Genomic DNA, 23,984 nt, shown 5'->3' with positions numbered 1-23,984 from the left:
TTGATTTGACGAGAGTGCGAAATTACGCACAAATTGAATGATGTTGCAGCCTCCTTCGCCATCAGGTTTCAGCTCCGTTTACCGGGCCAGCCGCCGTATTGGGCGAGCCTGGATTCTCTTTGCCACGGTTTCGGCTGTCCTGATCCTTGCCACGCTCCTTGGCGCCACCATCTATGGGCGCCGCTCCGCTATTGACACGATTGCGAGCCAAGGCCGCACCGATGCGAGCCTCAAGGTCGCGCTCCTCAACGCAGTTCTGGAAAGGCCGCGCGCGCTGCCTCTGCTTCTAGCCGAGGACCAACAGGTTCTCGATGCCCTGTCCGCCGAGAGCAGCGATGCGATCGACATCTTGAACCGGAAGCTTGAGCGGCTCGTCACGGGAACGCAGGCCGCCGTGCTCTACGTCATCGGTCCCAACGGCATCGCTGTCTCCTCCAGCAATTGGCGGGAGCCCATCAGCTTTGTCGGCAACGACTATACCTTCCGCGACTACTTCAGAAAGGCGATGGACGATGGGAGTGCCGAGCACTTTGCCCTCGGCAGTGTAAGCAAGCGTCCCGGCCTCTACATTTCGCGCCGCGTGGGCAGTGCGGCGGCACCGCTTGGCGTCGTGGTCGTCAAGTTTCAGTTCGATCAGCTGGAAAGCGATTGGCGCGATACGCAACGCCCTGTTTATGTTGTCGACGATCGCGGCGTAGTTCTGATTACCAGTATTCCCTCGTGGCGTTTCATGATGAACGGACCCGTGCCGGAGGCCGACCTTGCCGCCATCCGCAACAGCCTCCAGTTCGGTGACGCACCGCTTGCGACCTTGCCCATCATGCGCCCTCAGCCGATCGACGCTGCGGCTTCACTAGTCTCTGCGGTTCTTCCCGGCAGTGGCGAGGGCCAATATCTACGCCTTTCCACGCCGGTACCAACCACGCCGTGGCATCTCGAATACCTTGTCCCGACCGACGCGCCGGTTGCTGCGTCGGTTCGTGAAATGCGACTGCTGTCGCTGGCCGTCCTTCTGCCGCTCCTCGCCATTACCGGGCTAATTCTGAGGAGACGCCAGGCGGCCGCGACGAAGATCGCGGAAGAACAGGCCATGCGTGAGGAGCTGGAACGACGGGTCATCGCACGAACCGACGACCTCAGCCGGGCGCGCGACCGTTTGCAGGCCGAAATCTCCGATCACAGGGAAACGGAAGCGAGGCTGCAGATCGTTCAGCAGGAGTTGGTGCAGGCGAACCGGCTTGCGATCCTCGGCCAGATCGCCGCAGGCGTTGCGCATGAGATCAACCAACCGGTCGCGACCATACGCGCTTATGCAGACAATGCCCGCGTCTTCCTGGAGCGCCAGCAAACGACTCCCGTTGACGAAAACCTCGAAGCGATCGCCAGCCTCACCGAGCGGATCGGCGCCATTACCGATGAATTGAAGGCGTTCGCGCGAAAGGGCCGGGTTGCACCGGAGCCCATCGAATTGCTCGGAGTAATCGATGGTGCGGTGGTTCTGCTGAAAAGCCGGTTCGCTGGCCAGTTGGAGGCACTGAATATCCGGCAGCCGCGAGCAGGGCTGTATGTGCTTGGCAACCGAATCCGGCTTGAGCAGATTCTAATCAACCTGTTCCAAAATGCCCTGGAAGCCCTCGATGGGCGAGCCGATGCCAAAGTCGATGTCTCTGTCAGCGAGACTGACGAGGAGGTTGCGATCGAAGTCGCTGACAACGGGCCAGGCATTTCGCCTGTTATCCTGAAGTCGCTTTTCACGCCGTTCAACACTTCCAAGGAGAGAGGTCTGGGTCTTGGCCTCGTTATTTCCAAGGACATCGTGGCAGACTATGGCGGCCGCATGGATGTGACCAGCGATGAAACCGGAACCTGCTTTACAGTACATTTGCGGAAGGCCAGAGCATGAGCGAAGTAACGCCGATCTTCCTCGTCGACGACGACAGGGACCTGCTTCGGGCAACCAAGCAGACGCTCGAACTCGCCGGCTTCGCCGTTTCCGCCTTTTCCAATGCCGGCGAAGCGTTGGCGGCATTGAACGCGAATTTCGCAGGCGTTCTCGTTTCCGATATCCGGATGCCGGAGATCGATGGCTTGCAGCTCTTCAACCGCGTACGGCAGCAAGACGAGGATCTGCCGGTCATCCTGGTCACCGGCCACGGCGACATTCCAATGGCAGTGAAAGCCATGCAGGATGGGGTTTATGACTTCATCACGAAACCCTTCGCAACAGACCGGCTTATCCAAAGCGTTCGGCGCGCTGCCGAAAAGCGCCGTTTAGTGATGGAAAACCGGTCTTTGCGGAAGGCAACCGAACAGGCACGTGACGACCTGCCGCTGATTGGCCAGACACCCGCGATGGAACGGCTGCGGCACACATTGCGGCAGATTGCCGATACGGACGTCGACGTTCTCCTAACGGGTGAGACCGGCAGCGGCAAGGAGGTGGTGGCAAGCCTGTTGCACCGCTGGAGCCGACGTGCAGCTGGCAATTTCGTTGCGCTCAACTGCGGAGCGCTGCCTGAAAGCGTCGTTGAAAGCGAGCTGTTCGGTCACGAACCCGGCGCTTTTACCGGCGCTCAGAAGAAGCGCATCGGTCGCATCGAACATGCCAGTGGCGGTACGCTCTTCCTGGACGAGATCGAGAGCATGCCGCCGGCAACACAGGTGCAGATGTTGCGCGTGCTCGAAATGCGCGAGGTAACGCCGCTTGGAACGAACGAGGTTCGGCAGGTCGATCTGCGCGTCGTTGCCGCCTCCAAGATCGATCTCGGCGATCCCCGCCAACGTGGCGACTTCCGCGAGGATCTATACTATCGGCTCAACGTCGTGACGATCTCGATCCCGCCGCTCAAGGAGCGTCGCGACGACGTTCCGCTTCTTTTCGGCTACTTCGCCGAGCGCGCCGCAACCCGCTTCAAGCGCGAGGTGCCTGCCATCCCCTCGTCCGTCCATCGCCACCTACGGGAATATGACTGGCCGGGCAACGTTCGCGAACTGTCACATTTTGCAGAGCGGTTTGTCCTCGGCGTCGGCCACATTTCGGACCAAGCTCCTGCGGCAGTACCGGAGACGGACAAAACCCTGTCGCTGCCGGACCGGCTGGAGCGATACGAGGCCCACATTATTCGCGAAGCGCTGAACGCCAATGATGGCGACGTGCGGCGTACCATCGCAGACCTCGGTATTCCCAGGAAGACGTTCTACGACAAGCTGCAGCGCCATGGCATCGTCCGCAGCGATTTCGCATCTTCCTCTGACAGGAATTAGGTTTATCGCAAAGCTGGCCGGAGCGAGCGTCAACGACCCTTCGACACCGCTTCTCAGCCCTGTGCGGCGCTGAAATCAAAGTCTGATGACATAGTCCTTCCGTGTCGTTTCAATTACTTCCCAGGCTCCCTTGAAGCCAGGTTTGAGGATCATGCGATCGCCTGCCCGAAGATGCACGGCATCGCCGCCATCTTCCGTCACGATCGAGTATCCCGAAAGCACGCTGCAATACTCCCACTCATCATAGGCGATGCGCCACTTGCCGGGCGACGCCTCCCATATGCCGGAATAAAGTCCGCCATCGGCCTCCTCCAGGCTCCAGGTCGTGAACTGCGGGTCGCCGGCCAGCACGCGGTCGGCTGGCGGGGCACCGAATTCGGGTTCGACGTCATTGATGTTAAAGGTCAGATAGTTTCCCATGTCCCTCAGATCTTCGCCAGCGATTGCTCAAGATCAGCGATGATATCCTTCACGTCCTCGATGCCTACCGAAAGGCGAACGACGTCGGGGCTGGCACCGGCGGCGATCCTTTGCTCGTCCGTCAATTGCCGGTGGGTCGTCGACGCGGGATGGATCACGAGCGAGCGCGTATCGCCAATGTTGGCGAGATGCGAGAATAGCTCCAATCCCTCGACCAGCGTCTTGCCCGCCTCGTAGCCGCCCTTGACACCGAAGGTGAAAACCGAACCCGCCCCCTTCGGCGAATAGCGCTGCTGCAGCGTATGGTTCGGGTCGTCCTCGAGGCCAGCATAGTTCACCCAGGCGATCTTGCTGTGCGCCTTCAACCACTTTGCAACCGCGATCGCGTTGTCACTGTGGCGCTGCATGCGCAGCGGCAGCGTTTCGATTCCCGTCAAGATCAGGAAGGCATTGAAGGGCGAGATCGCCGGACCGAGATCGCGCAGGCCAAGCACGCGGCAGGCGATGGCGAAAGCAAAATTGCCGAACGTCGAATGCAGGACCACACCGTTATATTCCGGTCGCGGGCTGGACAGCATCGGATAGTTGCCTGACTGCGACCAATCGAACGTTCCGCCATCGATGATGACGCCGCCCATTGAATTGCCGTGGCCGCCGAGAAATTTCGTCAGCGAATGCACGACAATATCGGCACCGTGCTCGATCGGCCGGACGAGATAGGGGCTCGCCATGGTGTTATCGACGATCAGCGGAAGGCCATGCTTGTGTGCAACCGCCGCAATTGCAGCGATGTCGACGAAAGTGCCGCCCGGATTGGCGAGGCTTTCGATGAAAATCGCACGCGTTTTGCCATCAATCTGGTTTTCGAAGCTCGCAGGATCGGCGGAGTCTGCCCAGCGGACCTGCCAGCCGAAGTTATCGAAGGCATGGCCGAACTGGTTGATCGAGCCTCCGTAGAGCCGCTTCGCGGCCACGAAGTTTTCGCCCGGGCGCATAAGCGTGTGGAAGACGATCATCTGTGCCGCATGGCCAGACGCAACGGCAAGTGCCGCAGTGCCGCCCTCAAGTGCCGCGACGCGCTCTTCGAGCACAGCTTGGGTCGGGTTCATGATGCGGGTATAGATGTTGCCGAACTCCTGTAGGCCGAAGAGCGCTGCAGCGTGATCAGAATCATTAAATACATAGGCGGTCGTCTGATAGATCGGCGTGGCGCGCGCGCCCGTCGCGGGATCAGGCTGCGCTCCCGCATGGACTGCCAACGTATTGAAACCCGGACCCTTCTTGGCCATGAAGCCCTCCCATTCAGTGATCGAATGGCGGCGAGCATAGCGAACGACCGCGAAAAGTTAATCTCGTTCTATTTCAACCCAGGCACGTTATTTGGAAAATCCAACCCGTCAGCCGACAAGCCGTGGATACTCGATGGCCGGGCAACGATCCATGACCACCTTGATGCCGGCCGCCTCTGCTCTTGCGGCAGCCGCATCATCGCGCACACCGAGCTGCGCCCAAATCACTTTGGGTTGCGGGTTCATCGCCAACGCCTCCTCGACGACGCCGGACAGAAATTCCGAGGCACGGAAGACATCAACCATGTCGACGGGTCGAGGCACATCGGCAAGCCGGGCGTAAACCATTTGTCCCTGAATTTGCTTGCCAGCCTGGCCTGGGTTCACCGGGATGACCTCGTATCCGCGCGACAGCAGATAACCCATGACGCCATTGCTCGGTCGCGCCGGATTCGGCGACGCTCCGGTCAGCGCAATAGTTTTCACGGAACGCAAAATATCGAGGATGTAGTCATCCTCATATTTGTCGTGATTCAAGAGCTTCGCCTCCGATGACAATCGCGTTTATTTCGCAGTTCATTGAAACCTGCAGTTAGTTTCGGCGTATATAGGCATTAGGACGCCGAAGGAGGATGTTGCCATGAAAAAATTGGTCACCGTGATCACCATGGTTATGGCGGCCTCCCCGGCGCTTGCAATTTCGCGATACAATTCGCTCTCGATGAGCTGTCAGGGGGCGCGCGCGGCGATCCACAATGAGGGCGCTGTGATTTTGCGGTATCCATCGAAACGGGTTAGCGGCATGACGTTGTTTGATCGCTATATTCGCAACAGCAACTATTGCGACGTCAACCAGTATGCGGAATGGACGACCATTCCGACGAGAGATAATCCAAGGTGTCGCGTGCTGAATTGTCAAAATATCAACAACCTCGACGGGATGTTTATTATCCCCGATTACTCGCTGTAAAAGCGCGTTTTCACGTCCCAAATCAGGTGCACTAACCTTATTGATTTCAGGCAGCGCCCGCCTATTTTTGTGACGGCTTTGTCACAATCGTATAATATTCGACGTGATCGAGGCCATTCGATCCTTAAAGTTCTATGTATATCCTGTATATGTTCACATATGTTCACGCTTATGTTAGCAACGCCTCATAGTTGAATAAGCGACAGCCAAATAAATACTTCTGGTGTACGTTCCTCTTTTTCTGAGGAGTGCCAGCAGGCATCTTCAAATTGCCTGACGTCGTGCCGTCATCAATTAGGATTTGATTTTTGCCCGCCGCGGGGCAACAAGCATTCTCAGTCGCAGTTTTCACACCATCTGGTCGTCTTTTTTGCCAATCCACGTCATAATGCTTGTGCTATTTGGTGCCCTGTTGCACGCGACATGGAACGCCATGATCAAGGCGGGCACAGACAAGTCGCTGGATGCCAGCCTCATATCGGCGGGCGGCGCTGTTTGCGCTCTCCCTTTCCTGATGTTCCTGCCATTGCCGAACGCTGCGGCATGGCCGTTCATCGGCGCTTCGGCCGTTCTCCAGTTCGTGTATTTCCAGCTTGTTGCTGGCGCCTATCGTGAGGGCGACATCGGCCTGGTCTACCCGCTGATGCGCGGATGCGCGCCGCTCCTAATCGCAGCTACCAGCGGTTTTATCCTGGACGAGACGCTGTCAACGGGTGCGGTGATCGGAACGATGACGATATGCGCCGGCATCCTGACGCTGGCCTTCGAGGCGCGAAGAGGCGGCGGGCACGCCATCCGACTGGCGCTCGCCAATGCGTGCGTGATTGCAACCTATACCTATGTGGATGGCATCGGCGCCCGCATCTCCGGCAATGCGGTATCGTATACGTTGTGGATGTCGCTGCTGCCGCCCGTATTGCTCTTCACATGGGCGACCTCCAAGCGGGGCACCGTCGCAGTCGCCGCGCATGTCCGCTACAATTGGTGGCGCGGCCTTATCGGTGGCGGCGGATCGATTGCATCCTACGGCCTTGCACTTTGGGCGATGACCAAGGCGCCGGTCGCGACCGTTGCCGCGCTGCGCGAGACGTCGATCCTCTTTGCCCTGTTGATCTCGGTCATCGTTTTAAAGGAAAAGGCTAGCGCGTGGCGCTATCTCGCCGGAGCAATCATCGCGCTCGGCGGACTGATCCTGAAACTCGGCTAGCTATTCGCCTGTCCACTGCGGCATGCGCTTGGCGAGGAAGGCTCCGATCCCCTCCTCGGCATCGGCCGTCAGCATATTGTCGACCATGACCTGAGCGGCGTAGCTGTAGGCTTCCTCGAGCGGCATTTCGAGCTGGCGGTAGAACGCCTCCTTGCCGATCTTCAGCGTCAGCGGTGATTTGCTTGCGATGACGGACGCATATTTGGTGACGACCTGCGTTAGGTATTGCTTCGGGACGATGCGGTTTACCAGACCGAAATCCTTGGCGGTCGAGGCGTCGATCGTCTCGCCGGTAAGCAGCATTTCCATCGCCTGCTTGCGATGGGCTGCCCGCGAAACCGCTACCATCGGCGTCGAACAGAACAGGCCGATATTGACGCCTGGTGTGCAGAAGGTTGCCGTATCAGTACAGATCGCAAGGTCGCAGGAAGCGACAAGCTGGCAGCCGGCAGCCGTTGCAAGCCCGTCGATCTCGGCGATAACAGGCTTTGAAAGGCGCGTGATCTCGAGCATCAGATCAGCCGCAAGCGCAAAGGTTTCTTCGAAGAATGCCTCGCCGCCGTCCTCGTTCGCGCGATGCGCAGTCAGTTCCTTGAGATCATGGCCTGCGCAGAAGACACTGCCCGTCGAGGCGATGATGATGACGCGGACGTCGGCGTCGTTCGCAGCGCTCTGGAGTTCACCGATCAGGGTTTCCATGACGGCGATAGAAAGTGCATTTGCAGGCGGATTGCTTAGCGTCAGCCGCAGGACGCCGTCGTTTAATTGCGGGATGACGAGCGCACCCTCGCCCGCTTTGCTCAGATCCCTTCGAAAGGATACGACTTCGGCCATGGTCTAACTCCCTGCATTGCTTTTTCATGCTAATTGTTCTGCCACAGACGACAAGCAATTTCGAGGCGAACTCATGCAGCCGATCATGACGATCGACGAGCTCCACCGTTTTCTGGACACGGACTTTCCGCAGATCCATACGGATGGGCGGGTGTTCACGATAACCGAGATCGGACCCGGCAGCGTCTCGATGAGGCTCGACCCGAACGAGCGGCATTTACGCCCTGGGGGCACCGTATCCGGTCCCGCCCTCTTTGCCTTGGCTGATGTAACGGCCTATGCGGCGGTGCTCGCCCATATCGGGCCGGTCGCGTTGGCGGTAACCACCAATCTCAACATCAACTTCCTGCGCCTGCCGACGCTTAGGCCAACTACTTGTACCTGTCGGATTCTGAAGCTTGGCAAGCGGCTCGCCGTCATCGACGCTTCGATTTTTCAGGAGAATGCAGACGCGCTGATCGCCCACGCGACCGCGACTTACTCCGTTCCGCCGCCCGAAATATGAGGTATTATGATACCACATATATAACACATTGATTTTGCACATGTATTTTTGCACCACAACGATCTGTGTTGCTTGACCGGGCATCGCTTTGCCTTTATACACACCGCCAGAAATGCAGCCTTTCCGGGCTGCTTTCTCTTTGGTGTGTCTTCGGGCAACCAAACCAAGCAACAAGAAACGCCCTCTCGCCTCCGGGCCGAGGGATCCAAAAAGAGAGTAACAACTATGGCAACCTTCTCCCAGAAGCCTGCAGAGGTGGAGAAGAAGTGGGTCATCATCGACGCCGAAGGGCTCGTCGTTGGTCGTCTCGCTTCCATCATCGCTATGCGCCTGCGCGGCAAGCACAAGGCAACCTTCACGCCTCACGTTGACGACGGCGACAACGTCATCGTCATCAATGCCGACAAGGTCGTATTCACCGGCAAGAAGTACTCCGACAAGGTTTACTACTGGCACACGGGTTACGCAGGCGGCATCAAGGAGCGCACCGCTCGTCAGATCATCGAAGGCCGCTTCCCGGAGCGCGTTCTCGAGAAGGCTGTTGAGCGTATGGTTCCCCGCGGCCCGCTTGGTCGTCGCCAGATGAAGAACCTTCGCGTCTATGCTGGTTCCAACCATCCTCATGAAGCACAGCAGCCTGTCGTTCTAGACGTCGCCAAGCTGAACAAGAAGAACGTAAGGAGCGCCTAAGAATGGCTGACCTCTCCTCCCTGAAGGATCTCGGCACATCCGAAGCAGCTGCTGCTCCGGTTCACGTCCGCAAGGTCGACTCGCTTGGCCGTTCCTACGCGACCGGCAAGCGCAAGAACGCTGTTGCTCGCGTATGGGTCAAGCCGGGCTCCGGCAAGATCGTCGTCAACGGCAAGGAATTCACGGAATATTTCGCACGCCCGGTTTTGCAGATGATTCTGCGCCAGCCGATCGTCGCTGCTGCCCGTGACGGCCAGTTCGACATCGTTGCAACGGTTGCTGGCGGCGGCCTCTCCGGCCAGGCCGGTGCCGTTCGTCACGGCCTTTCGAAGGCTCTCACCTACTTCGAACCGGGCCTGCGCTCGGTCCTGAAGAAGGGGGGCTTCCTGACCCGCGACAGCCGCGTTGTTGAACGTAAGAAATACGGTAAGGCCAAGGCCCGCCGCTCGTTCCAGTTCTCCAAGCGTTAATCGCTACCGGAATACGGAATGCGAAGGCCGGGCTTTTGCTCGGCCTTTATACATTAGAGGCCGGGACATCGAATATGATGTTCCGGCCTCGTTTGTTATTGGGTTATTGCAACACCGCCATAGCGATGCGCAAAGCGGCGGCTTCTTGGCCGACCTGAACTTTCGTTCGAAAAAAACAGACCCCTTTGCGCCGTTCGAGGCTCAATCGAACCGTTGAGAGAGCTTCGCGCTCGCGTATCAGGAAGACCAGCGCCTCATGTTCGATACCAGCGGGTTTGTCGGCATGGTGACATCAAGATCTCCTTCGCGACGCACTCTGCATCACTCCCCTTCCGGCAATCCGCTTCGATCGAGATATGAAGCACGCTTCGAACGCCTCGAGGCCAAGCGAAAGCCGGGAAATATCGGCCTCGTCGCCGTCGATGGCCCGAGCAGATGAACTGCTGGCCGACAAATTGCCGGGTTAAACCATCTTGCCCGATTGACCGGCACCACTTTGCCCTTTCGGTTTGAAATTCGTTTCTGCTAGGCATAGCGGACCAACACTCTTTAGGAGCATCACTTGGCCAACAAGTCGATCGACCACGCATTCACGGCAGCGAGCCTTACATCGGCAGCCAGCGACCCGACCTTCGCCGGAGCGCTATCGTTCATGCGCCGCCGCTTTACCAAGGACCTGACTGGCGCCGATGCGGTCATTTGGGGTATCCCGTTCGATGCCGCGACATCTAATCGGCCGGGGACGCGGTTCGGGCCGCAGGCGATACGGCGCGCGTCGGCGATCTTCGATAACGACCCGCAGTACCCCTTCAACCGCGATCTCTTTGCCGACATGGCCGTGATCGACTATGGCGATTGCCTCCTCGACTACGGCAACCACCACGAGACTCCTGAGGCGATCGAACGGCAGTCGAAGACCATTATCGACAGTGGTGCCTTCATGCTGACCCTTGGAGGCGACCACTTCGTGACATGGCCAATCCTCAAGGCACATGCGGCTAAGCATGGACCGCTTGCGCTCGTCCAGTTCGACGCCCACCAAGACACCTGGTTCGACGATAACAGGCGGATCGACCATGGTTCCTTCGTGGCACGGGCAGCCAGAGACGGCATCATCGATCCGGATCGGTCGATCCAGATCGGCATCCGCACCCACGCTCCCGAGGATTTCGGTATTCATATTCTTTATGGCCATCAGCTTGAAGAGATGAGTGCGGGCGATATCGCCTCGACGATCATTTCGCATACCCGTGGCGCACCAGCATATCTGACCTTCGATATCGATTGCCTTGACCCCGCTTATGCGCCCGGCACCGGTACGCCCGTGTCCGGCGGCCCCTCCAGCGCCAAGATCCTTTCCGTGCTGCAGCGTCTGCACCAGCTCGATATCAGGGGTGCTGACGTCGTCGAGGTCTCCCCGGCCTACGACCATGCCGATATCACCGCCATTGCCGGGGCGACGGTCGCGATGTATATGCTTGGCCTGCATGCCGAGCGCCGTGCGAGCGTGTCACACGGCTGACTCATCCTTCTTACAAAGTGATTCCGGACTTCTCTCTAACCTATTGAAAGTGTGGGCAAGACAATGGCACCGAAGATCTTCATCGATGGCGAACACGGCACGACGGGATTGCAGATCCGCACGCGCATGGCCGGCCGTCGCGATGTCGAGCTTCTGTCAATCCCGGAAGCGGAACGTCGCAACGCTGCAATGCGCGAGGACATGTTGAACGGCGCCGACATCGCCATCCTCTGCCTGCCGGATGAAGCTTCCAAGGAAGCAGTGCAGATGGTTTCCGGCAACAACAGCGTACGGGTGATCGATACGTCGACGGCGTTCCGTGTCAATTCCTCGTGGGCCTACGGCTTCGCGGAAATGGACAAGGAGCAGGCGGACAAGATCAAGTCGGCACGCTTCGTTGCCAATCCTGGCTGCTACCCTACCGGCGCGATCGGTCTCATTCGGCCGCTGCGCGCTGCCGGCCTCCTGCCAGACGGCTATCCGGTGACGGTCAATGCTGTCTCCGGCTACACCGGCGGCGGCAAGCAGATGATCGCGCAGATGGAGGACCAGAGCCGCGACGATGCGATCACCGCACCTCACTTCCTCTACGGCCTGACACTGGCCCACAAGCACGTGCCCGAAATGAAGATTCACGGGCTCCTCGATCGCGCACCAATTTTCTCGCCCTCAGTCGGAAAGTTCCCGCAGGGCATGATCGTTCAGGTGCCGCTGCATCTTGACGAGCTTGCCGAAGGGGCGACGCTTGAAGGCATCCACGCTGCTCTCGTGGCTCACTACGCGGGTCAGGACATCGTGACAGTTGTACCGCTGGAAGAGAGCGGCAAGCTCCCCCGCATCGATGCCGTCGAGCTCGCTGGTAAGGACACGATGAAGCTCTTCGTGTTCGGCACGCCGGGCGCCTCGCAGGTCAACCTTGTGGCGCTGCTCGACAACCTCGGCAAGGGAGCTTCGGGCGCCGCTGTTCAAAACATGGACCTTATGCTCGCCTCGTAATCCCCGGAGCCGGTTGATGTCGCCTAATACGCTGCTGGCGGACACGAGCGCGTGGTTTGTCGCTGCCTTGCCCGATCACGGCATTCCATCGCTTGTCGTCATCGCTTTCCTTGCGGGACTGGCGCGCGGCTTCTCGGGGTTTGGGGCGGCGCTGATCTTCATTCCGCTTGGCGGCGCAATCATCGGTCCGAAGCTGATATCACCGGTCCTGCTTGTCATCGATGGCCTTGCGACACTCGGCATGATTCCTCCAGCCTGGCGCCGTGCAAACCGGCGCGAAGTCTTCACCATGGCGGCGGGCGCCCTATTTGGCGTGCCGACCGGGACCGCGGCGCTCGCACTGATGGATCCGATTGTCGTACGCTGGGCGATTAGCGTGATCGCCATTTGTTTGCTGGCACTGCTTGTGTCCGGTTGCCGATATCATGATGAGCCGGTGATGTCGCTGACCGGCTTGACGGGTCTCGTTGCCGGCCTCTTCAGCGGCGCCGCGCAACTCGGCGGGCCGCCGGTGGTCGCCTACTGGCTCGGGGGCAAGTCCAATTTTGCCCGCGTGCGGTCAAACGTCATTCTCTATTTCGCGATCTCAACCTGCTTCAGCGTCGTCAGCTACTATTTCGGCGGGCTCTTCGTTGACGCCGTCTTCGCTCTGACCATGGTCATCCTGCCGAGCTACGCCATTAGTCTTTATGCCGGCTCGAAGCTGTTTTGGATCGCCAAGGAGCGTACGTTCCGAACGATCTGCTATCTGCTGATCGCAGTCTCCGCCATTTTGGGAATGCCGGCGCTCGACGGAATTCTCCGGTAGATCCAGCACTCTTGGAGCAGCGCAGCGACCGCGCCACCACCAGTCTGTGGAAAGGATGGCTGTTGCCTAACGGGCCGTTAGGAGCGACCGCGCCTTCACGACCAGTGTGTCTCCCGGGCCGTGCACGGCAGCAAAAAGCAGTCCGGCAAGGAAGGTGAAGTGATCGACGAAAGATCCGAACTCCGCCTGATTGCCATTCCAATGCCCCGGACCATGGAAGGCAAAGGCCAGGAAAACCACGTAAATGCCGGCAAGAAACGAGGCTTCCGAGAAGAAGGCACCCGTCAGGAGTGCCAAAGCCAGGCCAAGTTCAAAAAAGGCCGCTACCCACGCCAGAAAAAGCGGGAATGGAAAACCTGCCGCGGCGATATAGCTTGCGGTAGACTGCATATCCATGAACTTGAAGCTCGTGGCCATTGCAAAGACCGCGCCGAAGATCAACCGCGCTAGCAGAATTGCAAATGTCTTGCTCATATCATTTCTCCCTTCGGCTCGAAGCCGTTCAGCATCTTTGTCCAGGCTTGCGGCGTCCCGCTGCGGTCCCGATCCCGTCAGCCTTCCACCAAAGGACGCCGCGCAATCTCTTCTCCCGACATGGGCCCACCATTATTTTCAACCAAGCGATCATAAGGGTCCCGTGCCCAAGTCATGGTGAGCGTTTGGTAAGGTGGAATGTCCTGTTATCCCGTCCGCCGCCCTCGACGAGCCGGATCAGCAGGTCAGACCACTTGGGCGTCTGAGCGCTCCATCGATTACTTGGCCATCCATGGTCCTGGCATTCCTCCCCGCGAACGCCAGCATTGTGGCTATGTTTTCAAGCGGCGATCAACACTGGAATAGACTTCGGCTTCCGATTGTACAGCAAAGTCTTGCTAAGATGATTCAGGGTTCACCGCTAATATCAATGAAACTAACGGTATTTCTTCGCGCTGCCGCCTTCGTCGCAACTGCGTTTACTGGAAGCGGCGTAGCTTCCCTGGAAAATGTGAAGGTTTAAACCATGGGAGACATCATGCACTGAATGGTTCGGTCTCACCGTCTGAGCGCCTAGAACCGAAACGACAGATGCGTGAGCGACGCACGGCTCAGGCGCGCGCTCTCTTCGGCATCGCGCTTGCCGCGTGCCCGCAGACATTGCATTATGCCTTGACACAAGACGACTGCTGCCTGCACCAATGGCAAACGCTTCCTTAACTGGAATGCGCCTATGGTGCGGCACGGAACCAGCCACGCCGAAGACCGATGCCAAAACCGAATTTTCGCTTTACCCATTACGATCTCAACGAGCAGCGCGCCGGAACGATCATCGAGGTAACGTTGAACGCGGTGGCGAATGTGCGCCTGATGACGGCGCCGAACTATCAGCGTTTCACCGAAGTCCTCGACTTCAAGTATGTCGGCGGCGTCGCGCGGAAATCTCCTATCCGTCTTTCTATTCCAGAAAGCGGTCACTGGCATCTCGTCGTGGATATGGAGGGGCATCACGGACTTGCAGAATCTGCCGTCAAGCTCGTCACACCGGCAGGACAGATGCGCGCATCCTGATCAGCGCTGGTTGCGTTCTTTTCTGAGCTTCGCCCACCATTCAAGACGTTTGCGGATATCCCGCTCGAAGCCGCGCTCCGGGGGATCATAGAAAGTCTGGCGTCCCATCTTCTCCGGGAAATAGTCCTGGCCGGAAAAAGCGTCCGGCTCATCGTGGTCGTAGCGATAGCCTTCGCCGTAACCTTCACCCTTCATCAGCTTCGTCGGCGCGTTCAGGATGTGCTTCGGCGGCAGAAGAGAGCCATTCTGCTTGGCGGCCATCGTCGCCGCCTTGAAGGCGGTATAGACGGCATTCGATTTCGGCGCGGTCGCAAGATAGACGCAGGCCTGCGCCAATGCCAGCTCGCCTTCGGGAGAACCGAGGTAGTCATAGGCGTCTTTTGCGGCATTGCAGATCACGAGCGCCTGCGGGTCGGCCAAGCCGATGTCTTCCACGGCCATGCGGACAAGACGTCTGCCGAGGTAGAGCGGATCCTCGCCAGCGTCAAACATGCGGGCGAGATAGTAGAGTGCTGCATCCGGATCCGAGCCACGGACAGATTTATGCAGTGCCGAGATAAGGTTGTAATGCCCGTCCTGGGCTTTGTCGTAGACAGGCGCGCGGCGCTGCACAATCCGTGTCAGCCCATCGGTGTCGAAGGTTTCATCCTCCCGCGCGGCACGCCAAACCTCTTCCGCCAAGGTCAGCACGGCACGGCCGTCGCCGTCCGCCATTCGCAGCAGGCTTGCACGCGCATCATTGGTTAGCGGGAGCGTTTTGCCTTCGGTCGTTTCCGCACGCTTCAACAATTCTTCAAGGCTCTCATCGTCGTGCGACTTGAATGTCAAGACGCGCGCGCGTGACAACAAAGCCGCATTCAGCTCGAAGGACGGATTTTCGGTCGTGGCGCCGACGAGAATAACAGTGCCGTCTTCCATAACAGGGAGAAAGCTATCCTGCTGAGCCCTATTGAAACGGTGAATTTCGTCGACGAAAAGCAGCGTCTGGCGGCCGTCCATCCGGCGCAGACGGGCTGCCTCGAAGACTTTCTTGAGATCGGCCACGCCCGAAAAAATCGCTGATATCTGTTCAAAAGCAAGACTGGCTTCGCCCGACAACAATCTGGCAACGGTCGTCTTGCCGGTTCCGGGCGGGCCCCAAAAAATCATCGATCCGAGCGAGCCACTGTCGATCATGCGCCGCAATACGCCGTCTTCACCGGTCAGATGGTCCTGACCGGTCACTTCCGAAAGTGCGCGTGGACGCAGACGATCGGCAAGAGGCCGCCTATTGGCGACCTCCTCGGGAATACGTGGTGCAAATAAATCGTCACTCATCGGAAAAACTGTCTAATGCGTTGACCGTCGCGCTCGATCTCGACGCGCCAGAAGCTGGGATCCTCGTCGGCGATTTTAGCAAGTTCCTTGGTCGTCTTCACCTCCGTGCCATTGATCGAAACGATAATGTCCTTCGGCTGAAAGCCAAGGCGAGCGGCAATGGAATCCTCCTTTACATCGGAAACAACGACGCCTGTCGATTCGGAGGGCATACGAAGCTCGTCGGCGACGCGGGGCGACAGATTTTCAACGACGGCGCCGGTAAAGGGTGTACGGCCTCCGATCGTGCGCTGATCGCGTGGTGCCGTCTCGGGCGCTCTGGCGAGTGCGAGCGCGATCTGCTGCTCGCGGCCGTTCTCAAGCACGGTCAGCTGGACCGATTTGCCAAGCCCGGCCGTTGTCAGACGATAGAGAAGCGCATCCGGATGCTCAACAGCAATGCCGTCGACGGCGGTAACGATTTGACCTGCCTTCAATCCAGCCTTTGCGGCTGGACCACCGTCCGTCACCTTGACGATGAGAGCGCCACGTGGCTTGTTGAGCCCGAGCGCTTCAGCAATCTCTGATGTCACCGCATCGAACGTTGCCCCGACATAAGGCCGCTCGAAGGATTTCACGCCGGCATCGGCCGAAGCCAGGAATACCTTGACCAGGTTCGCAGGAATCGCAAAGCCAATGCCGTTCGAGCCCCCGCCGCGCGAGAAGATCGCCGTGTTGATGCCGATCAGCTCGCCCTTCATGTTCATCAGTGCACCGCCGGAATTGCCCGGGTTGATCGACGCATCCGTCTGGATGAAGAAACCGAACTCGTTCTTGACCACCTGATTGCGCGCCAGCGCCGAGACGATGCCACTCGTCACTGTCTGGCCAACACCGAAGGGGTTGCCGATCGCCAGTACGAGATCGCCGACTTCAACCGCATCGGAATTACCGAGCGCGAGCGTCGGGAAGCTTTCCTTCGTATCGACCTTGAGAACGGCGAGATCGACGCGGTCATCCCGCAAGACGACCTTGCACGGAAACTCACGCCCGTCCGAAAGCGCAACCTTGATATCGTCGGCGCCGTCCACGACGTGGTTGTTGGTGACGATCGTTCCGTTCGATTCAACGATGACCCCGGATCCCAGCGACGATTGCTTCTCGCTGCGATTCGGCATCTGCTGACCAAAGAATTCCTCGAAGAAGGGATCGCCGGCGAAGGGAGACTGCCTGTGGACGGTCTTCTCGGCATAGACGTTCACAACAGCTCCGGCCGTCTGCTTGACCAACGGCGCGAAGGAGAGCTGCATCTCCACCTGGCTCTGCGGCACAGTCTTGGCCGTCTGGGCGTTGGCGGAAACCGGTAGCGCAAGCATCAAAGCCATGAACGGCAGGGCCGTGCGCTTCAACAGGTCATGCATGGGAAGTCCTTCTGAAATACTCTTGTGAAAACGTTGTAGTGTCGGACGCTAGAAAGGAAAGAGGGCGGAAGCATGGAAGAATAGGGCAGCTCACGATCTGCTGAACATGCCTCTCAAACTGATTCAGAAACAAGTGACATGCGACTGATATTTAAAGGAAAAGGAAGATAGAAGTCGCCCACGCGAGAGTTCTTGACTCAACGGATGACAGCGCAAGACACCCTTAGCAGATGGCTCTGTGCTTGCCTAAGCCGTGGCGCGCATCATCTACCGAAGGGCACCTAGCGCCAATCAAACAGGAACTGATGCATGAGACTTTTGCGCAGCACGCTTCTCCTTTTTGCGACATCCATCCTCTGTATGGACTTAACCAGCGCATCCCATTCGGCCAGCTTCGACTGCGAGACCAAAGAGCTGAAGCCCGATGAAAAAGTGATCTGCGAGAACCGCACCCTGAACGATGCCGATGTTAAGATGGTGACGACCTTCGATCTGCTATCCGGACTGATGGCTATGGGCTCACGCGGCACCTTGCAAGACGAGCAAACGGCTTGGCTTAAGAAGCGCCGGGAATGCGGCTCAGATGTCGTCTGCATCAGGGCCGCCTATGACGAGCGCTTGAAACAGCTGGACGAAACCTACAAGAAAATAAACCGGCCACTTTAGCGGCCGGTCCGTTTCACACTGTCCTTGGTCCTAAACCTTAACGGCTGCCAAGATCTCGAACGGCGCCGCGGTCGGCGCTGGTTGCAAAAGCAGCATAAGCCTTAAGCGCGGTCGTGACGTTGCGCTTGCGATACTCGCTTGGATGCCAACCTTTCTCCTCCTGCTCGACGCGGCGGCTTGCGAGCTCTTTGTCGTCGACGCGCAGGCTGATGATGCGGTTCGGGATATCGATGTCGATCATGTCACCCTCGCGAACCAGACCGATTGTGCCGCCGTTTGCCGCTTCCGGCGAGACGTGGCCGATCGAGAGACCGGAGGTGCCGCCCGAGAAGCGACCGTCGGTGATGAGCGCACAGGCCTTGCCAAGGCCCTTCGACTTCAGGTAGCTCGTCGGATAGAGCATTTCCTGCATGCCGGGCCCCCCCTTTGGACCTTCGTAGCGGATAACGACGACATCGCCGGCAGCGACCTCATTCGACAGGATCGCTTTCACTGCGGCGTCCTGGCTTTCATAGACCTTGGCCGGACCAGAGAACTTCAGGATGGATTCGTCGACGCCTGCCGTCTTCACGATGCAGCCGTCGAGCGCCAAGTTGCCCTTCAAAACCGCAAGACCGCCGTCCTTCGAGAAGGGATGCTCCACCGAGCGGATAACGCCCTTTTCGCGGTCTGTGTCGAGTTCGTCCCAACGCGCTTCCTGGCTGAAGGCAACCTGGGTCGGGATGCCGCCGGGAGCCGCGCGATAGAAGTTGCGGACGGTCTCGCTGTTGGTGCGGGTGATGTCCCAGCGGTCGATTGCGTCGCCGAGCGTTTCGGCATGGACCGTCGGGCATTCGCGGTTGAGCAACCCGCCCTTGTCGAGCTCACCCAGGATCGACATGATGCCGCCCGCCCGGTGAACGTCTTCCATGTGGACGTCGTTCTTTGCCGGCGCAACCTTGGAGAGGCAGGGAACGCGACGCGACAAAGCGTCGATATCGGCCATCGTAAAATCGACCTCGCCCTCATGCGCTGCTGCAAGGATATGCAGAACGGTGTTCGTCGAGCCACCCATGGCGATATCGAGCGCCATGGCGTTCTCGAATGCCTGCTTGGAAGCAATCGTGCGGGGCAGAGCCTTGACGTCGTCCTGTTCGTAGTAGCGACGGGCCAGATCGACGATCAGATGGCCAGCCTCGACGAACAGGCGCTTGCGGTCGGCATGCGTTGCGAGCGTCGAGCCGTTACCCGGCAGCGACAGACCAAGCGCTTCCGTCAGGCAGTTCATGGAGTTGGCGGTGAACATGCCCGAGCACGAGCCGCAGGTCGGACAGGCTGACCGTTCGATGACCTTGACGTCTTCGTCACTGATCTTGTCGTCGGCGGCCGCAACCATGGCGTCTACGAGGTCGAGCGCATGGGTCTTGCCGTGCAGGACGACCTTGCCAGCTTCCATCGGACCGCCGGATACGAAGACCGTCGGGATGTTGAGGCGAAGTGAGGCCATCAGCATGCCGGGCGTGATCTTGTCGCAGTTGGAAATGCAAACCATCGCGTCGGCACAATGAGCGTTGACCATGTATTCGACGCTGTCGGCGATCAGTTCGCGCGAGGGCAGCGAATAGAGCATGCCGTCATGGCCCATGGCGATACCATCATCGACCGCGATGGTGTTGAACTCCTTGGCGACGCCGCCAGCAGCTTCGATCTCGCGGGCCACGAGCTGGCCAAGATCCTTAAGGTGGACGTGGCCGGGCACGAACTGGGTGAAGGAATTCACCACCGCAATAATTGGCTTGCCGAAGTCCGAGTCCTTCATGCCCGTTGCGCGCCAAAGGCCGCGCGCACCTGCCATGTTGCGGCCGTGGGTCGTGGTTCTGGAACGATAGGCTGGCATTGGTGTATTCCTTTTGTGTCGGAAATTTTGGGCGATGCAGGAGCGCAATGATCTAAGCGACCGGGCTATCGCCGTTTTTTGGAATTGTCCTAATCCAAACGATGTGGGCTGTCACTACCGCGAAAGCCGAAACTGGTACGCCTGGGCTCTTGGGTGCGTCGACCATATACGGTCGCGCCACTGGTTTTGTTACAGACTATTCCATCAAACAGCGTACACAAAAAGTTGGCTTCCCGCAGCCATGCCGGTGGGCATAAACAATGATCCAAAGACGCGTTTGATGCGTTGAAGGTTTACACGAGCTCTGATGCTCAGGAGGTTCCGATGCCTGCCTATCGCCCACTCAAGATCGCATCTTCAGAGATCACGCCGCAGCAGCACTATCTCAGGCGCCGAGAGTTCCTCGGCGCGGCGAGCCTCGGCGCCATGGCACTCTACGGGGTCAGCAAGGCCAGCGCCGCCGCACTGTCGGTCATCGATAGCAGATATACGGTTGGCGAGAAGGTCACTCCGCTGAAGGATGTGACGACCTACAATAATTTCTACGAATTCGGCCTGGATAAGGGCGACCCCGCTAGGCTCTCCGGCGACTTCAAGCCGCTACCCTGGACGGTCAAGGTCGACGGCATGGTCAACAAACCAGGCACGTTCGATGTCGAAGCGTTGATGAAGGAATTCCCGATCGAGAGCCGCACCTACCGCATGCGCTGTGTCGAGGCGTGGTCGATGGTCATTCCGTGGGATGGCTTCCCACTTGCCTCGCTGCTCAACAAGGTGGAGCCGCTTGGAAGCGCCAAGTACGTCGCCTTTGAAACGGTCGTACGGCCAGACCAGATGCCGGGCCAGAAGGGCATCTTCCAATCGCTCGACTGGCCCTATGTCGAAGGCCTTCGGCTCGATGAGGCGCGTCATCCATTGACGCTGCTTGCCGTCGGTCTCTATGGCGAAACTTTGCAGAACCAGAATGGTGCGCCGATCCGACTGGTCGTACCGTGGAAATATGGCTTCAAGGGCATCAAGTCGATCGTTCGCATCACTCTGACCGACAAGGAACCCAAAAACACCTGGCAAGTGACCAATCCGCAAGAATACGGGTTCTACGCTAACGTCAATCCCGAGGTCGATCACCCACGCTGGAGCCAGGCGACGGAACGGCGCATCGGAGAAAGCGGCTTCTTCGGGGCCAGCCGCCATCCCACTCTGCCGTTCAACGGCTATGCCGACGAAGTGGCAAGCCTATATAGCGGCATGGATCTCCGGAAGAGCTTCTAATGGCGACCCTCTCGATCAGTCTCCCGAAGCGCTGGCAATCGGCCTCCGTCTGGGCTCTCTATACAGTGGGGCTGCTGCCCGCTGCTTGGACCTTTTATCTCGGCGCCACGGATCAGCTTGGCGCCGACCCGGTAAAGACCTTCGAGTTGTTCCTTGGCCTATGGACGATCCGCTTCCTCATCCTGACGCTGGCCGTCTCCCCTGCCCGGGACCTTCTCGGCTGGAACTATCTTCGTTATCGCCGAGCACTGGGGCTCTTGACCTTCTACTATGCCTTGATGCACTTCACGGTCTACATGGTGCTGGATCAAGCGCTCGACATTTCGATGGTCGTAAGCGACGTTTTGAAGCGGCCCTTCATCATGTTCGGCATGGCTGGCCTAGCTTTTCTGGTACCGCTTGCTCTCACCTCGAACAACCTCTCGATCCGGCGGCTCGGGCCGCACTGGGTGCGGCTGCATCGCCTCGTCTATATCGTCGCTGCTGCTGGCGCAGTACACTTTGCGCTATCGACGAAAGTTCTCGGCCTCGAACAATCCGTCTATATCAGTCTGCTGATCCTTCTGATCCTCTATCGCTCCTACCGACCTATTGCGCGCAGCTTGAAGGCCAGGAATGGTCGCGGAAGACAGGGACAACAAACGGCCATTCAGCCAGCGAGTTGCCGGCTGAAGCGAATTGTCTCGATCGCAAAGTCCGCCACCCAATGCCGATCGAAACACCCTGCCCAGTCCATCTCCACCCTGAACCCAAGGGTTAGCGACACCTTTGCTGGAGCAGCTACGTTTAAAGAGGTCGTTTCTGTCTGTAGCGTGGTTGCCTGTCGCCGAAGGCGGGCTCAGTAGGGAATTCGGGAGAGCGAGGCGCTGACCCCTAGACGAAAACAGCCGGGCTTTGCAGCCCGGCTGTTTTGCTTCCGACGAATCGGAACGGATTAAGCGGCTTCAGCTGCAGCAGCTTCAGCTTCTACGCGAGCCTTGTCGGCTGCGCCCTTGGCGTAGGTGTCGCGGTCAACGAATTCGATGACTGCGAGAGCAGCGTTGTCACCCTGGCGGAAGCCAGCCTTCATGATACGCAGGTAGCCGCCGTTGCGGGTCGCGTAGCGCGAAGCGATCGTGTCGAAGAGCTTCGAAACGACAGCGGCGTCGCGGATCTGCGAGATCGCCTGACGACGAGCGTGCAGGTCGCCGCGCTTGCCGAGAGTGACGAGCTTTTCAACGATCGGACGGATTTCCTTTGCCTTCGGCAGAGTGGTCACGATCTGCTCATGGGTGATGAGCGAGGCCGCCATGTTGGCAAACATTGCCTTACGGTGGCTAGCGGTTCTATTCAGCTTGCGGCCGGCTTTACCGTGGCGCATTGCTATTCTCCTTCACTTGCAGGCATCCGCCTGCCGTTTGAATGTTAGTACTGGTCTTCGTAACGCTTGGCGAGATCTTCGATGTTCTCGGGCGGCCATGCCGGCACTTCCATGCCGAGGTGCAGGCCCATGGAAGCGAGAACTTCTTTGATTTCGTTCAGCGACTTGCGACCAAAATTCGGCGTGCGGAGCATTTCTGCTTCGGTCTTCTGAATGAGGTCGCCGATGTAGACGATGTTGTCGTTCTTCAGGCAGTTTGCCGAGCGAACGGACAGTTCGAGTTCGTCCACCTTCTTGAGGAGCGCCGGGTTGAAAGCAAGTTCGGTAACTGCTTCTTCTTCGGCTTCCTTCTGCGGCTCGTCGAAGTTGACGAACACGCCAAGCTGATCCTGAAGAATGCGAGCCGCGAAAGCGACAGCATCTTCGCCGGAGATCGAGCCGTCGGTTTCGATCGTCATGTTCAGCTTGTCGTAGTCGAGAACCTGTCCTTCGCGGGTGTTTTCAACCTTGTAGGACACCTTCTTGACCGGCGAATAAAGGCTGTCGACCGGGATGAGACCGATCGGAGCGTCTTCCGCACGATTGCGATCGGCCGGGACATAGCCCTTGCCGTTGTTGACGGTGAATTCCATGCGGATTTCGGCGCCCTCGTCGAGCGTGCAGATGACATGCTCGGGGTTGAGGATTTCGATATCGCCGACCGTCTGGATGTCGCCAGCCGTCACAACGCCTGGGCCCTGCTTGCGCACGACCATGCGTTTTGCGTCATCGCCATCCATCTTGATGGCGATTTCTTTGATGTTGAGGACGATGTCGGTTACGTCTTCACGGACGCCCGGGATCGAGGAGAACTCATGCAGCACGCCATCGATCTGCACGGCCGTCACAGCGGCACCGCGCAGCGAGGAGAGCAGAACGCGTCGAAGCGCGTTGCCGAGGGTAAGGCCGAAACCGCGCTCCAGCGGCTCCGCAACGAGCGTCGCCTTGGTGCGCGAGCTTGAAGAGAACTCGACCTTGTTCGGCTTGATCAATTCCTGCCAGTTTTTCTGAATCATTTTTTTGCCTTCCGTTCGTTACCACCATCCAATCGTGGCAACCGAGCTTGAGAAGCACCAGGAGCGACAATTCGCTCACCGATGTTGTGAATGGCGATGATCAGACGCGGCGCTTCTTGCGCGGACGGCAACCATTGTGCGGGATCGGCGTCACGTCGCGAATGGACGTGATCATGAAACCAGCAGCCTGGAGCGCGCGCAGAGCCGATTCGCGACCCGAACCCGGACCGCAAACTTCAACTTCCAGCGACTTCATGCCATGTTCCTGAGCCTTCTTGGCGCAGTCTTCAGCAGCGATCTGGGCAGCGAACGGCGTCGACTTGCGCGACCCCTTGAAGCCCTTGGCGCCAGCAGACGACCAAGCAATCGCATTGCCCTGAGCGTCAGTGATGGTGATCATCGTGTTGTTGAAGGTCGAATTGACGTGGGCAACACCCGACGAAATGTTCTTACGTTCGCGACGACGAACGCGGACGGCTTCCTTGGCCATTTAAATCCCTTTCTTGGATCTCTGCACC

24 protein-coding genes and 1 pseudogene are annotated in these 23,984 nt (G+C 58.6%); 14 read left to right on the top strand and 11 right to left on the bottom strand.

The window, feature by feature from the left end:
* The first annotated feature begins 40 nt into the window (after positions 1-40).
* A complete protein-coding gene (locus tag BN77_RS11180) occupies positions 41-1,903 on the top strand; it encodes a sensor histidine kinase (protein WP_040677704.1) in 1,863 nt (620 codons plus the stop codon).
* The gene (locus BN77_RS11175; protein ID WP_007531742.1) at positions 1,900-3,264 is read left to right on the top strand and encodes a sigma-54-dependent transcriptional regulator; all 1,365 of its coding nucleotides are present in this window, start codon (positions 1,900-1,902) and stop codon (positions 3,262-3,264) included. The genes BN77_RS11180 and BN77_RS11175 overlap by 4 nt, the downstream gene beginning before the upstream one ends.
* Before the next feature lie 75 nt (positions 3,265-3,339).
* On the opposite strand, the gene BN77_RS11170 is transcribed toward BN77_RS11175, so the two are convergent.
* From BN77_RS11170 to BN77_RS11160, 3 genes are all read right to left on the bottom strand, one after another.
* Entirely contained in the window at positions 3,340-3,684 is a 345-nt protein-coding gene (locus BN77_RS11170; RefSeq protein WP_007531740.1) for a cupin domain-containing protein, read from the bottom strand.
* 5 nt (positions 3,685-3,689) lie between these two features.
* The gene (locus BN77_RS11165; protein ID WP_007531739.1) at positions 3,690-4,973 is read right to left on the bottom strand and encodes an O-acetylhomoserine aminocarboxypropyltransferase; all 1,284 of its coding nucleotides are present in this window, start codon (positions 4,971-4,973) and stop codon (positions 3,690-3,692) included.
* 108 nt (positions 4,974-5,081) lie between these two features.
* The gene (locus BN77_RS11160) at positions 5,082-5,510 is read right to left on the bottom strand and encodes a CoA-binding protein (RefSeq protein ID WP_007531737.1); all 429 of its coding nucleotides are present in this window, start codon (positions 5,508-5,510) and stop codon (positions 5,082-5,084) included.
* Positions 5,511-5,613: 103 nt separating this feature from the next.
* Here BN77_RS11160 and BN77_RS11155 point away from each other — a divergent pair, with 103 nt between their 5' ends.
* On the top strand, positions 5,614-5,943 hold the full coding sequence (locus BN77_RS11155; protein WP_007531734.1) for a hypothetical protein: 330 nt from the start codon (positions 5,614-5,616) through the stop codon (positions 5,941-5,943).
* Between the two features lie 370 nt (positions 5,944-6,313).
* Positions 6,314-7,150, top strand: a complete 837-nt coding sequence (locus BN77_RS11150) for an EamA family transporter (protein ID WP_040677702.1) — start codon at positions 6,314-6,316, stop codon at positions 7,148-7,150.
* On the opposite strand, the gene BN77_RS11145 is transcribed toward BN77_RS11150, so the two are convergent.
* Positions 7,151-7,984, bottom strand: coding sequence for an enoyl-CoA hydratase (locus tag BN77_RS11145; protein WP_007531730.1), 834 nt, complete (start codon positions 7,982-7,984; stop codon positions 7,151-7,153).
* Between the two features lie 73 nt (positions 7,985-8,057).
* Here BN77_RS11145 and BN77_RS11140 point away from each other — a divergent pair, with 73 nt between their 5' ends.
* The 6 genes from BN77_RS11140 to BN77_RS11110 all read left to right on the top strand — a co-directional run bounded on the left by BN77_RS11140 (position 8,058) and on the right by BN77_RS11110 (position 12,975).
* On the top strand, positions 8,058-8,489 hold the full coding sequence (locus BN77_RS11140) for a PaaI family thioesterase (protein ID WP_007531727.1): 432 nt from the start codon (positions 8,058-8,060) through the stop codon (positions 8,487-8,489).
* A 225-nt stretch (positions 8,490-8,714) separates the two neighbouring features.
* Positions 8,715-9,179 carry a 50S ribosomal protein L13 gene (gene rplM / locus BN77_RS11135; RefSeq protein WP_007531725.1) on the top strand — a complete coding sequence of 155 codons (465 nt, stop codon included), beginning with the start codon at positions 8,715-8,717 and terminating at the stop codon, positions 9,177-9,179.
* A gap of 2 nt (positions 9,180-9,181) precedes the next feature.
* On the top strand, positions 9,182-9,649 hold the full coding sequence (gene rpsI / locus BN77_RS11130) for a 30S ribosomal protein S9 (RefSeq protein WP_007531723.1): 468 nt from the start codon (positions 9,182-9,184) through the stop codon (positions 9,647-9,649).
* 562 nt (positions 9,650-10,211) lie between these two features.
* Entirely contained in the window at positions 10,212-11,171 is a 960-nt protein-coding gene (gene speB, locus BN77_RS11120; RefSeq protein ID WP_007531721.1) for an agmatinase, read from the top strand.
* Between the two features lie 63 nt (positions 11,172-11,234).
* Positions 11,235-12,167 (top strand): N-acetyl-gamma-glutamyl-phosphate reductase, encoded by a 933-nt coding sequence (gene argC / locus BN77_RS11115; RefSeq protein WP_007531719.1) that lies wholly within the window; start codon positions 11,235-11,237, stop codon positions 12,165-12,167.
* A gap of 16 nt (positions 12,168-12,183) precedes the next feature.
* Positions 12,184-12,975 carry a sulfite exporter TauE/SafE family protein gene (locus tag BN77_RS11110; protein WP_007531716.1) on the top strand — a complete coding sequence of 264 codons (792 nt, stop codon included), beginning with the start codon at positions 12,184-12,186 and terminating at the stop codon, positions 12,973-12,975.
* Between the two features lie 66 nt (positions 12,976-13,041).
* Here the strand turns inward: BN77_RS11110 and BN77_RS11105 are convergent, their stop codons facing one another.
* A complete protein-coding gene (locus tag BN77_RS11105; protein ID WP_007531714.1) occupies positions 13,042-13,449 on the bottom strand; it encodes a DoxX family protein in 408 nt (135 codons plus the stop codon).
* Positions 13,450-14,217: 768 nt separating this feature from the next.
* Between BN77_RS11105 and BN77_RS11095 the strand changes: the two genes are divergently transcribed.
* Complete coding sequence (locus tag BN77_RS11095) at positions 14,218-14,520, top strand: DUF1883 domain-containing protein (RefSeq protein ID WP_007531710.1); 303 nt, start codon at positions 14,218-14,220, stop codon at positions 14,518-14,520.
* Here BN77_RS11095 and BN77_RS11090 read toward each other — a convergent pair whose 3' ends face one another.
* Together BN77_RS11090 and BN77_RS11085 are read right to left on the bottom strand one after the other, a co-directional pair.
* Positions 14,521-15,837, bottom strand: coding sequence for a replication-associated recombination protein A (locus BN77_RS11090; protein WP_007531708.1), 1,317 nt, complete (start codon positions 15,835-15,837; stop codon positions 14,521-14,523).
* Positions 15,834-17,237: a DegQ family serine endoprotease gene (locus tag BN77_RS11085; RefSeq protein ID WP_007531706.1), complete on the bottom strand. Its 1,404-nt coding sequence runs from the start codon at positions 17,235-17,237 to the stop codon at positions 15,834-15,836. Before BN77_RS11085 ends, BN77_RS11090 begins: the two co-directional genes overlap by 4 nt.
* 360 nt (positions 17,238-17,597) lie before the next feature.
* Between BN77_RS11085 and BN77_RS11080 the strand changes: the two genes are divergently transcribed.
* Positions 17,598-17,903, top strand: coding sequence for a lysozyme inhibitor LprI family protein (locus BN77_RS11080; protein ID WP_085989853.1), 306 nt, complete (start codon positions 17,598-17,600; stop codon positions 17,901-17,903).
* 37 nt (positions 17,904-17,940) lie between these two features.
* Here the strand turns inward: BN77_RS11080 and ilvD are convergent, their stop codons facing one another.
* Complete coding sequence (ilvD, locus tag BN77_RS11075; protein ID WP_007531702.1) at positions 17,941-19,779, bottom strand: dihydroxy-acid dehydratase; 1,839 nt, start codon at positions 19,777-19,779, stop codon at positions 17,941-17,943.
* A gap of 324 nt (positions 19,780-20,103) precedes the next feature.
* Between ilvD and msrP the strand changes: the two genes are divergently transcribed.
* The gene (gene msrP, locus BN77_RS11070; protein WP_007531700.1) at positions 20,104-21,051 is read left to right on the top strand and encodes a protein-methionine-sulfoxide reductase catalytic subunit MsrP; all 948 of its coding nucleotides are present in this window, start codon (positions 20,104-20,106) and stop codon (positions 21,049-21,051) included.
* Positions 21,051-21,680 (top strand): annotated as a pseudogene (gene msrQ / locus BN77_RS11065) (protein-methionine-sulfoxide reductase heme-binding subunit MsrQ); the annotation flags it as partial. The gene msrP and the pseudogene msrQ, both read left to right, overlap by 1 nt.
* 305 nt (positions 21,681-21,985) lie before the next feature.
* On the opposite strand, the gene rplQ reads toward msrQ, so the two are convergent.
* From rplQ to rpsK, 3 genes are all read right to left on the bottom strand, one after another.
* Positions 21,986-22,411: a 50S ribosomal protein L17 gene (gene rplQ, locus BN77_RS11060; RefSeq protein ID WP_007531696.1), complete on the bottom strand. Its 426-nt coding sequence runs from the start codon at positions 22,409-22,411 to the stop codon at positions 21,986-21,988.
* 44 nt (positions 22,412-22,455) lie between these two features.
* Positions 22,456-23,466, bottom strand: a complete 1,011-nt coding sequence (locus tag BN77_RS11055) for a DNA-directed RNA polymerase subunit alpha (RefSeq protein ID WP_007531694.1) — start codon at positions 23,464-23,466, stop codon at positions 22,456-22,458.
* Between the two features lie 100 nt (positions 23,467-23,566).
* Positions 23,567-23,956, bottom strand: a complete 390-nt coding sequence (gene rpsK / locus BN77_RS11050; protein WP_003547577.1) for a 30S ribosomal protein S11 — start codon at positions 23,954-23,956, stop codon at positions 23,567-23,569.
* Positions 23,957-23,984: the final 28 nt, after the last annotated feature.

Origin of the sequence: Rhizobium mesoamericanum STM3625, assembly GCF_000312665.1 — a bacterium.
Taxonomy (GTDB): Bacteria; Pseudomonadota; Alphaproteobacteria; order Rhizobiales; family Rhizobiaceae; genus Rhizobium; species Rhizobium mesoamericanum.
The sequence above is the reverse complement of the archived record's forward strand: the minus strand, read 5'-3'. Positions and strand labels throughout refer to the sequence as shown.

What these genes read in the sequence shown, in the direction of transcription:
- msrP (WP_007531700.1), top strand. Translation starts at nt 20,104, where the DNA reads ATGCCTGCCTATCGCCCACTCAAGATCGCATCTTCAGAGATCACGCCG.
- BN77_RS11165 (WP_007531739.1), bottom strand. Translation starts at nt 4,973, where the DNA reads ATGGCCAAGAAGGGTCCGGGTTTCAATACGTTGGCAGTCCATGCGGGA.
- BN77_RS11085 (WP_007531706.1), bottom strand. Translation starts at nt 17,237, where the DNA reads ATGCATGACCTGTTGAAGCGCACGGCCCTGCCGTTCATGGCTTTGATG.
- BN77_RS11105 (WP_007531714.1), bottom strand. Translation starts at nt 13,449, where the DNA reads ATGAGCAAGACATTTGCAATTCTGCTAGCGCGGTTGATCTTCGGCGCG.
- BN77_RS11055 (WP_007531694.1), bottom strand. Translation starts at nt 23,466, where the DNA reads ATGATTCAGAAAAACTGGCAGGAATTGATCAAGCCGAACAAGGTCGAG.
- rplQ (WP_007531696.1), bottom strand. Translation starts at nt 22,411, where the DNA reads ATGCGCCACGGTAAAGCCGGCCGCAAGCTGAATAGAACCGCTAGCCAC.
- BN77_RS11145 (WP_007531730.1), bottom strand. Translation starts at nt 7,984, where the DNA reads ATGGCCGAAGTCGTATCCTTTCGAAGGGATCTGAGCAAAGCGGGCGAG.
- BN77_RS11110 (WP_007531716.1), top strand. Translation starts at nt 12,184, where the DNA reads ATGTCGCCTAATACGCTGCTGGCGGACACGAGCGCGTGGTTTGTCGCT.
- rplM (WP_007531725.1), top strand. Translation starts at nt 8,715, where the DNA reads ATGGCAACCTTCTCCCAGAAGCCTGCAGAGGTGGAGAAGAAGTGGGTC.
- rpsI (WP_007531723.1), top strand. Translation starts at nt 9,182, where the DNA reads ATGGCTGACCTCTCCTCCCTGAAGGATCTCGGCACATCCGAAGCAGCT.
- BN77_RS11140 (WP_007531727.1), top strand. Translation starts at nt 8,058, where the DNA reads ATGCAGCCGATCATGACGATCGACGAGCTCCACCGTTTTCTGGACACG.
- argC (WP_007531719.1), top strand. Translation starts at nt 11,235, where the DNA reads ATGGCACCGAAGATCTTCATCGATGGCGAACACGGCACGACGGGATTG.
- rpsK (WP_003547577.1), bottom strand. Translation starts at nt 23,956, where the DNA reads ATGGCCAAGGAAGCCGTCCGCGTTCGTCGTCGCGAACGTAAGAACATT.
- BN77_RS11090 (WP_007531708.1), bottom strand. Translation starts at nt 15,837, where the DNA reads ATGAGTGACGATTTATTTGCACCACGTATTCCCGAGGAGGTCGCCAAT.
- ilvD (WP_007531702.1), bottom strand. Translation starts at nt 19,779, where the DNA reads ATGCCAGCCTATCGTTCCAGAACCACGACCCACGGCCGCAACATGGCA.
- BN77_RS11170 (WP_007531740.1), bottom strand. Translation starts at nt 3,684, where the DNA reads ATGGGAAACTATCTGACCTTTAACATCAATGACGTCGAACCCGAATTC.
- BN77_RS11180 (WP_040677704.1), top strand. Translation starts at nt 41, where the DNA reads ATGTTGCAGCCTCCTTCGCCATCAGGTTTCAGCTCCGTTTACCGGGCC.
- BN77_RS11080 (WP_085989853.1), top strand. Translation starts at nt 17,598, where the DNA reads ATGGACTTAACCAGCGCATCCCATTCGGCCAGCTTCGACTGCGAGACC.
- BN77_RS11095 (WP_007531710.1), top strand. Translation starts at nt 14,218, where the DNA reads ATGCCAAAACCGAATTTTCGCTTTACCCATTACGATCTCAACGAGCAG.
- BN77_RS11175 (WP_007531742.1), top strand. Translation starts at nt 1,900, where the DNA reads ATGAGCGAAGTAACGCCGATCTTCCTCGTCGACGACGACAGGGACCTG.
- BN77_RS11155 (WP_007531734.1), top strand. Translation starts at nt 5,614, where the DNA reads ATGAAAAAATTGGTCACCGTGATCACCATGGTTATGGCGGCCTCCCCG.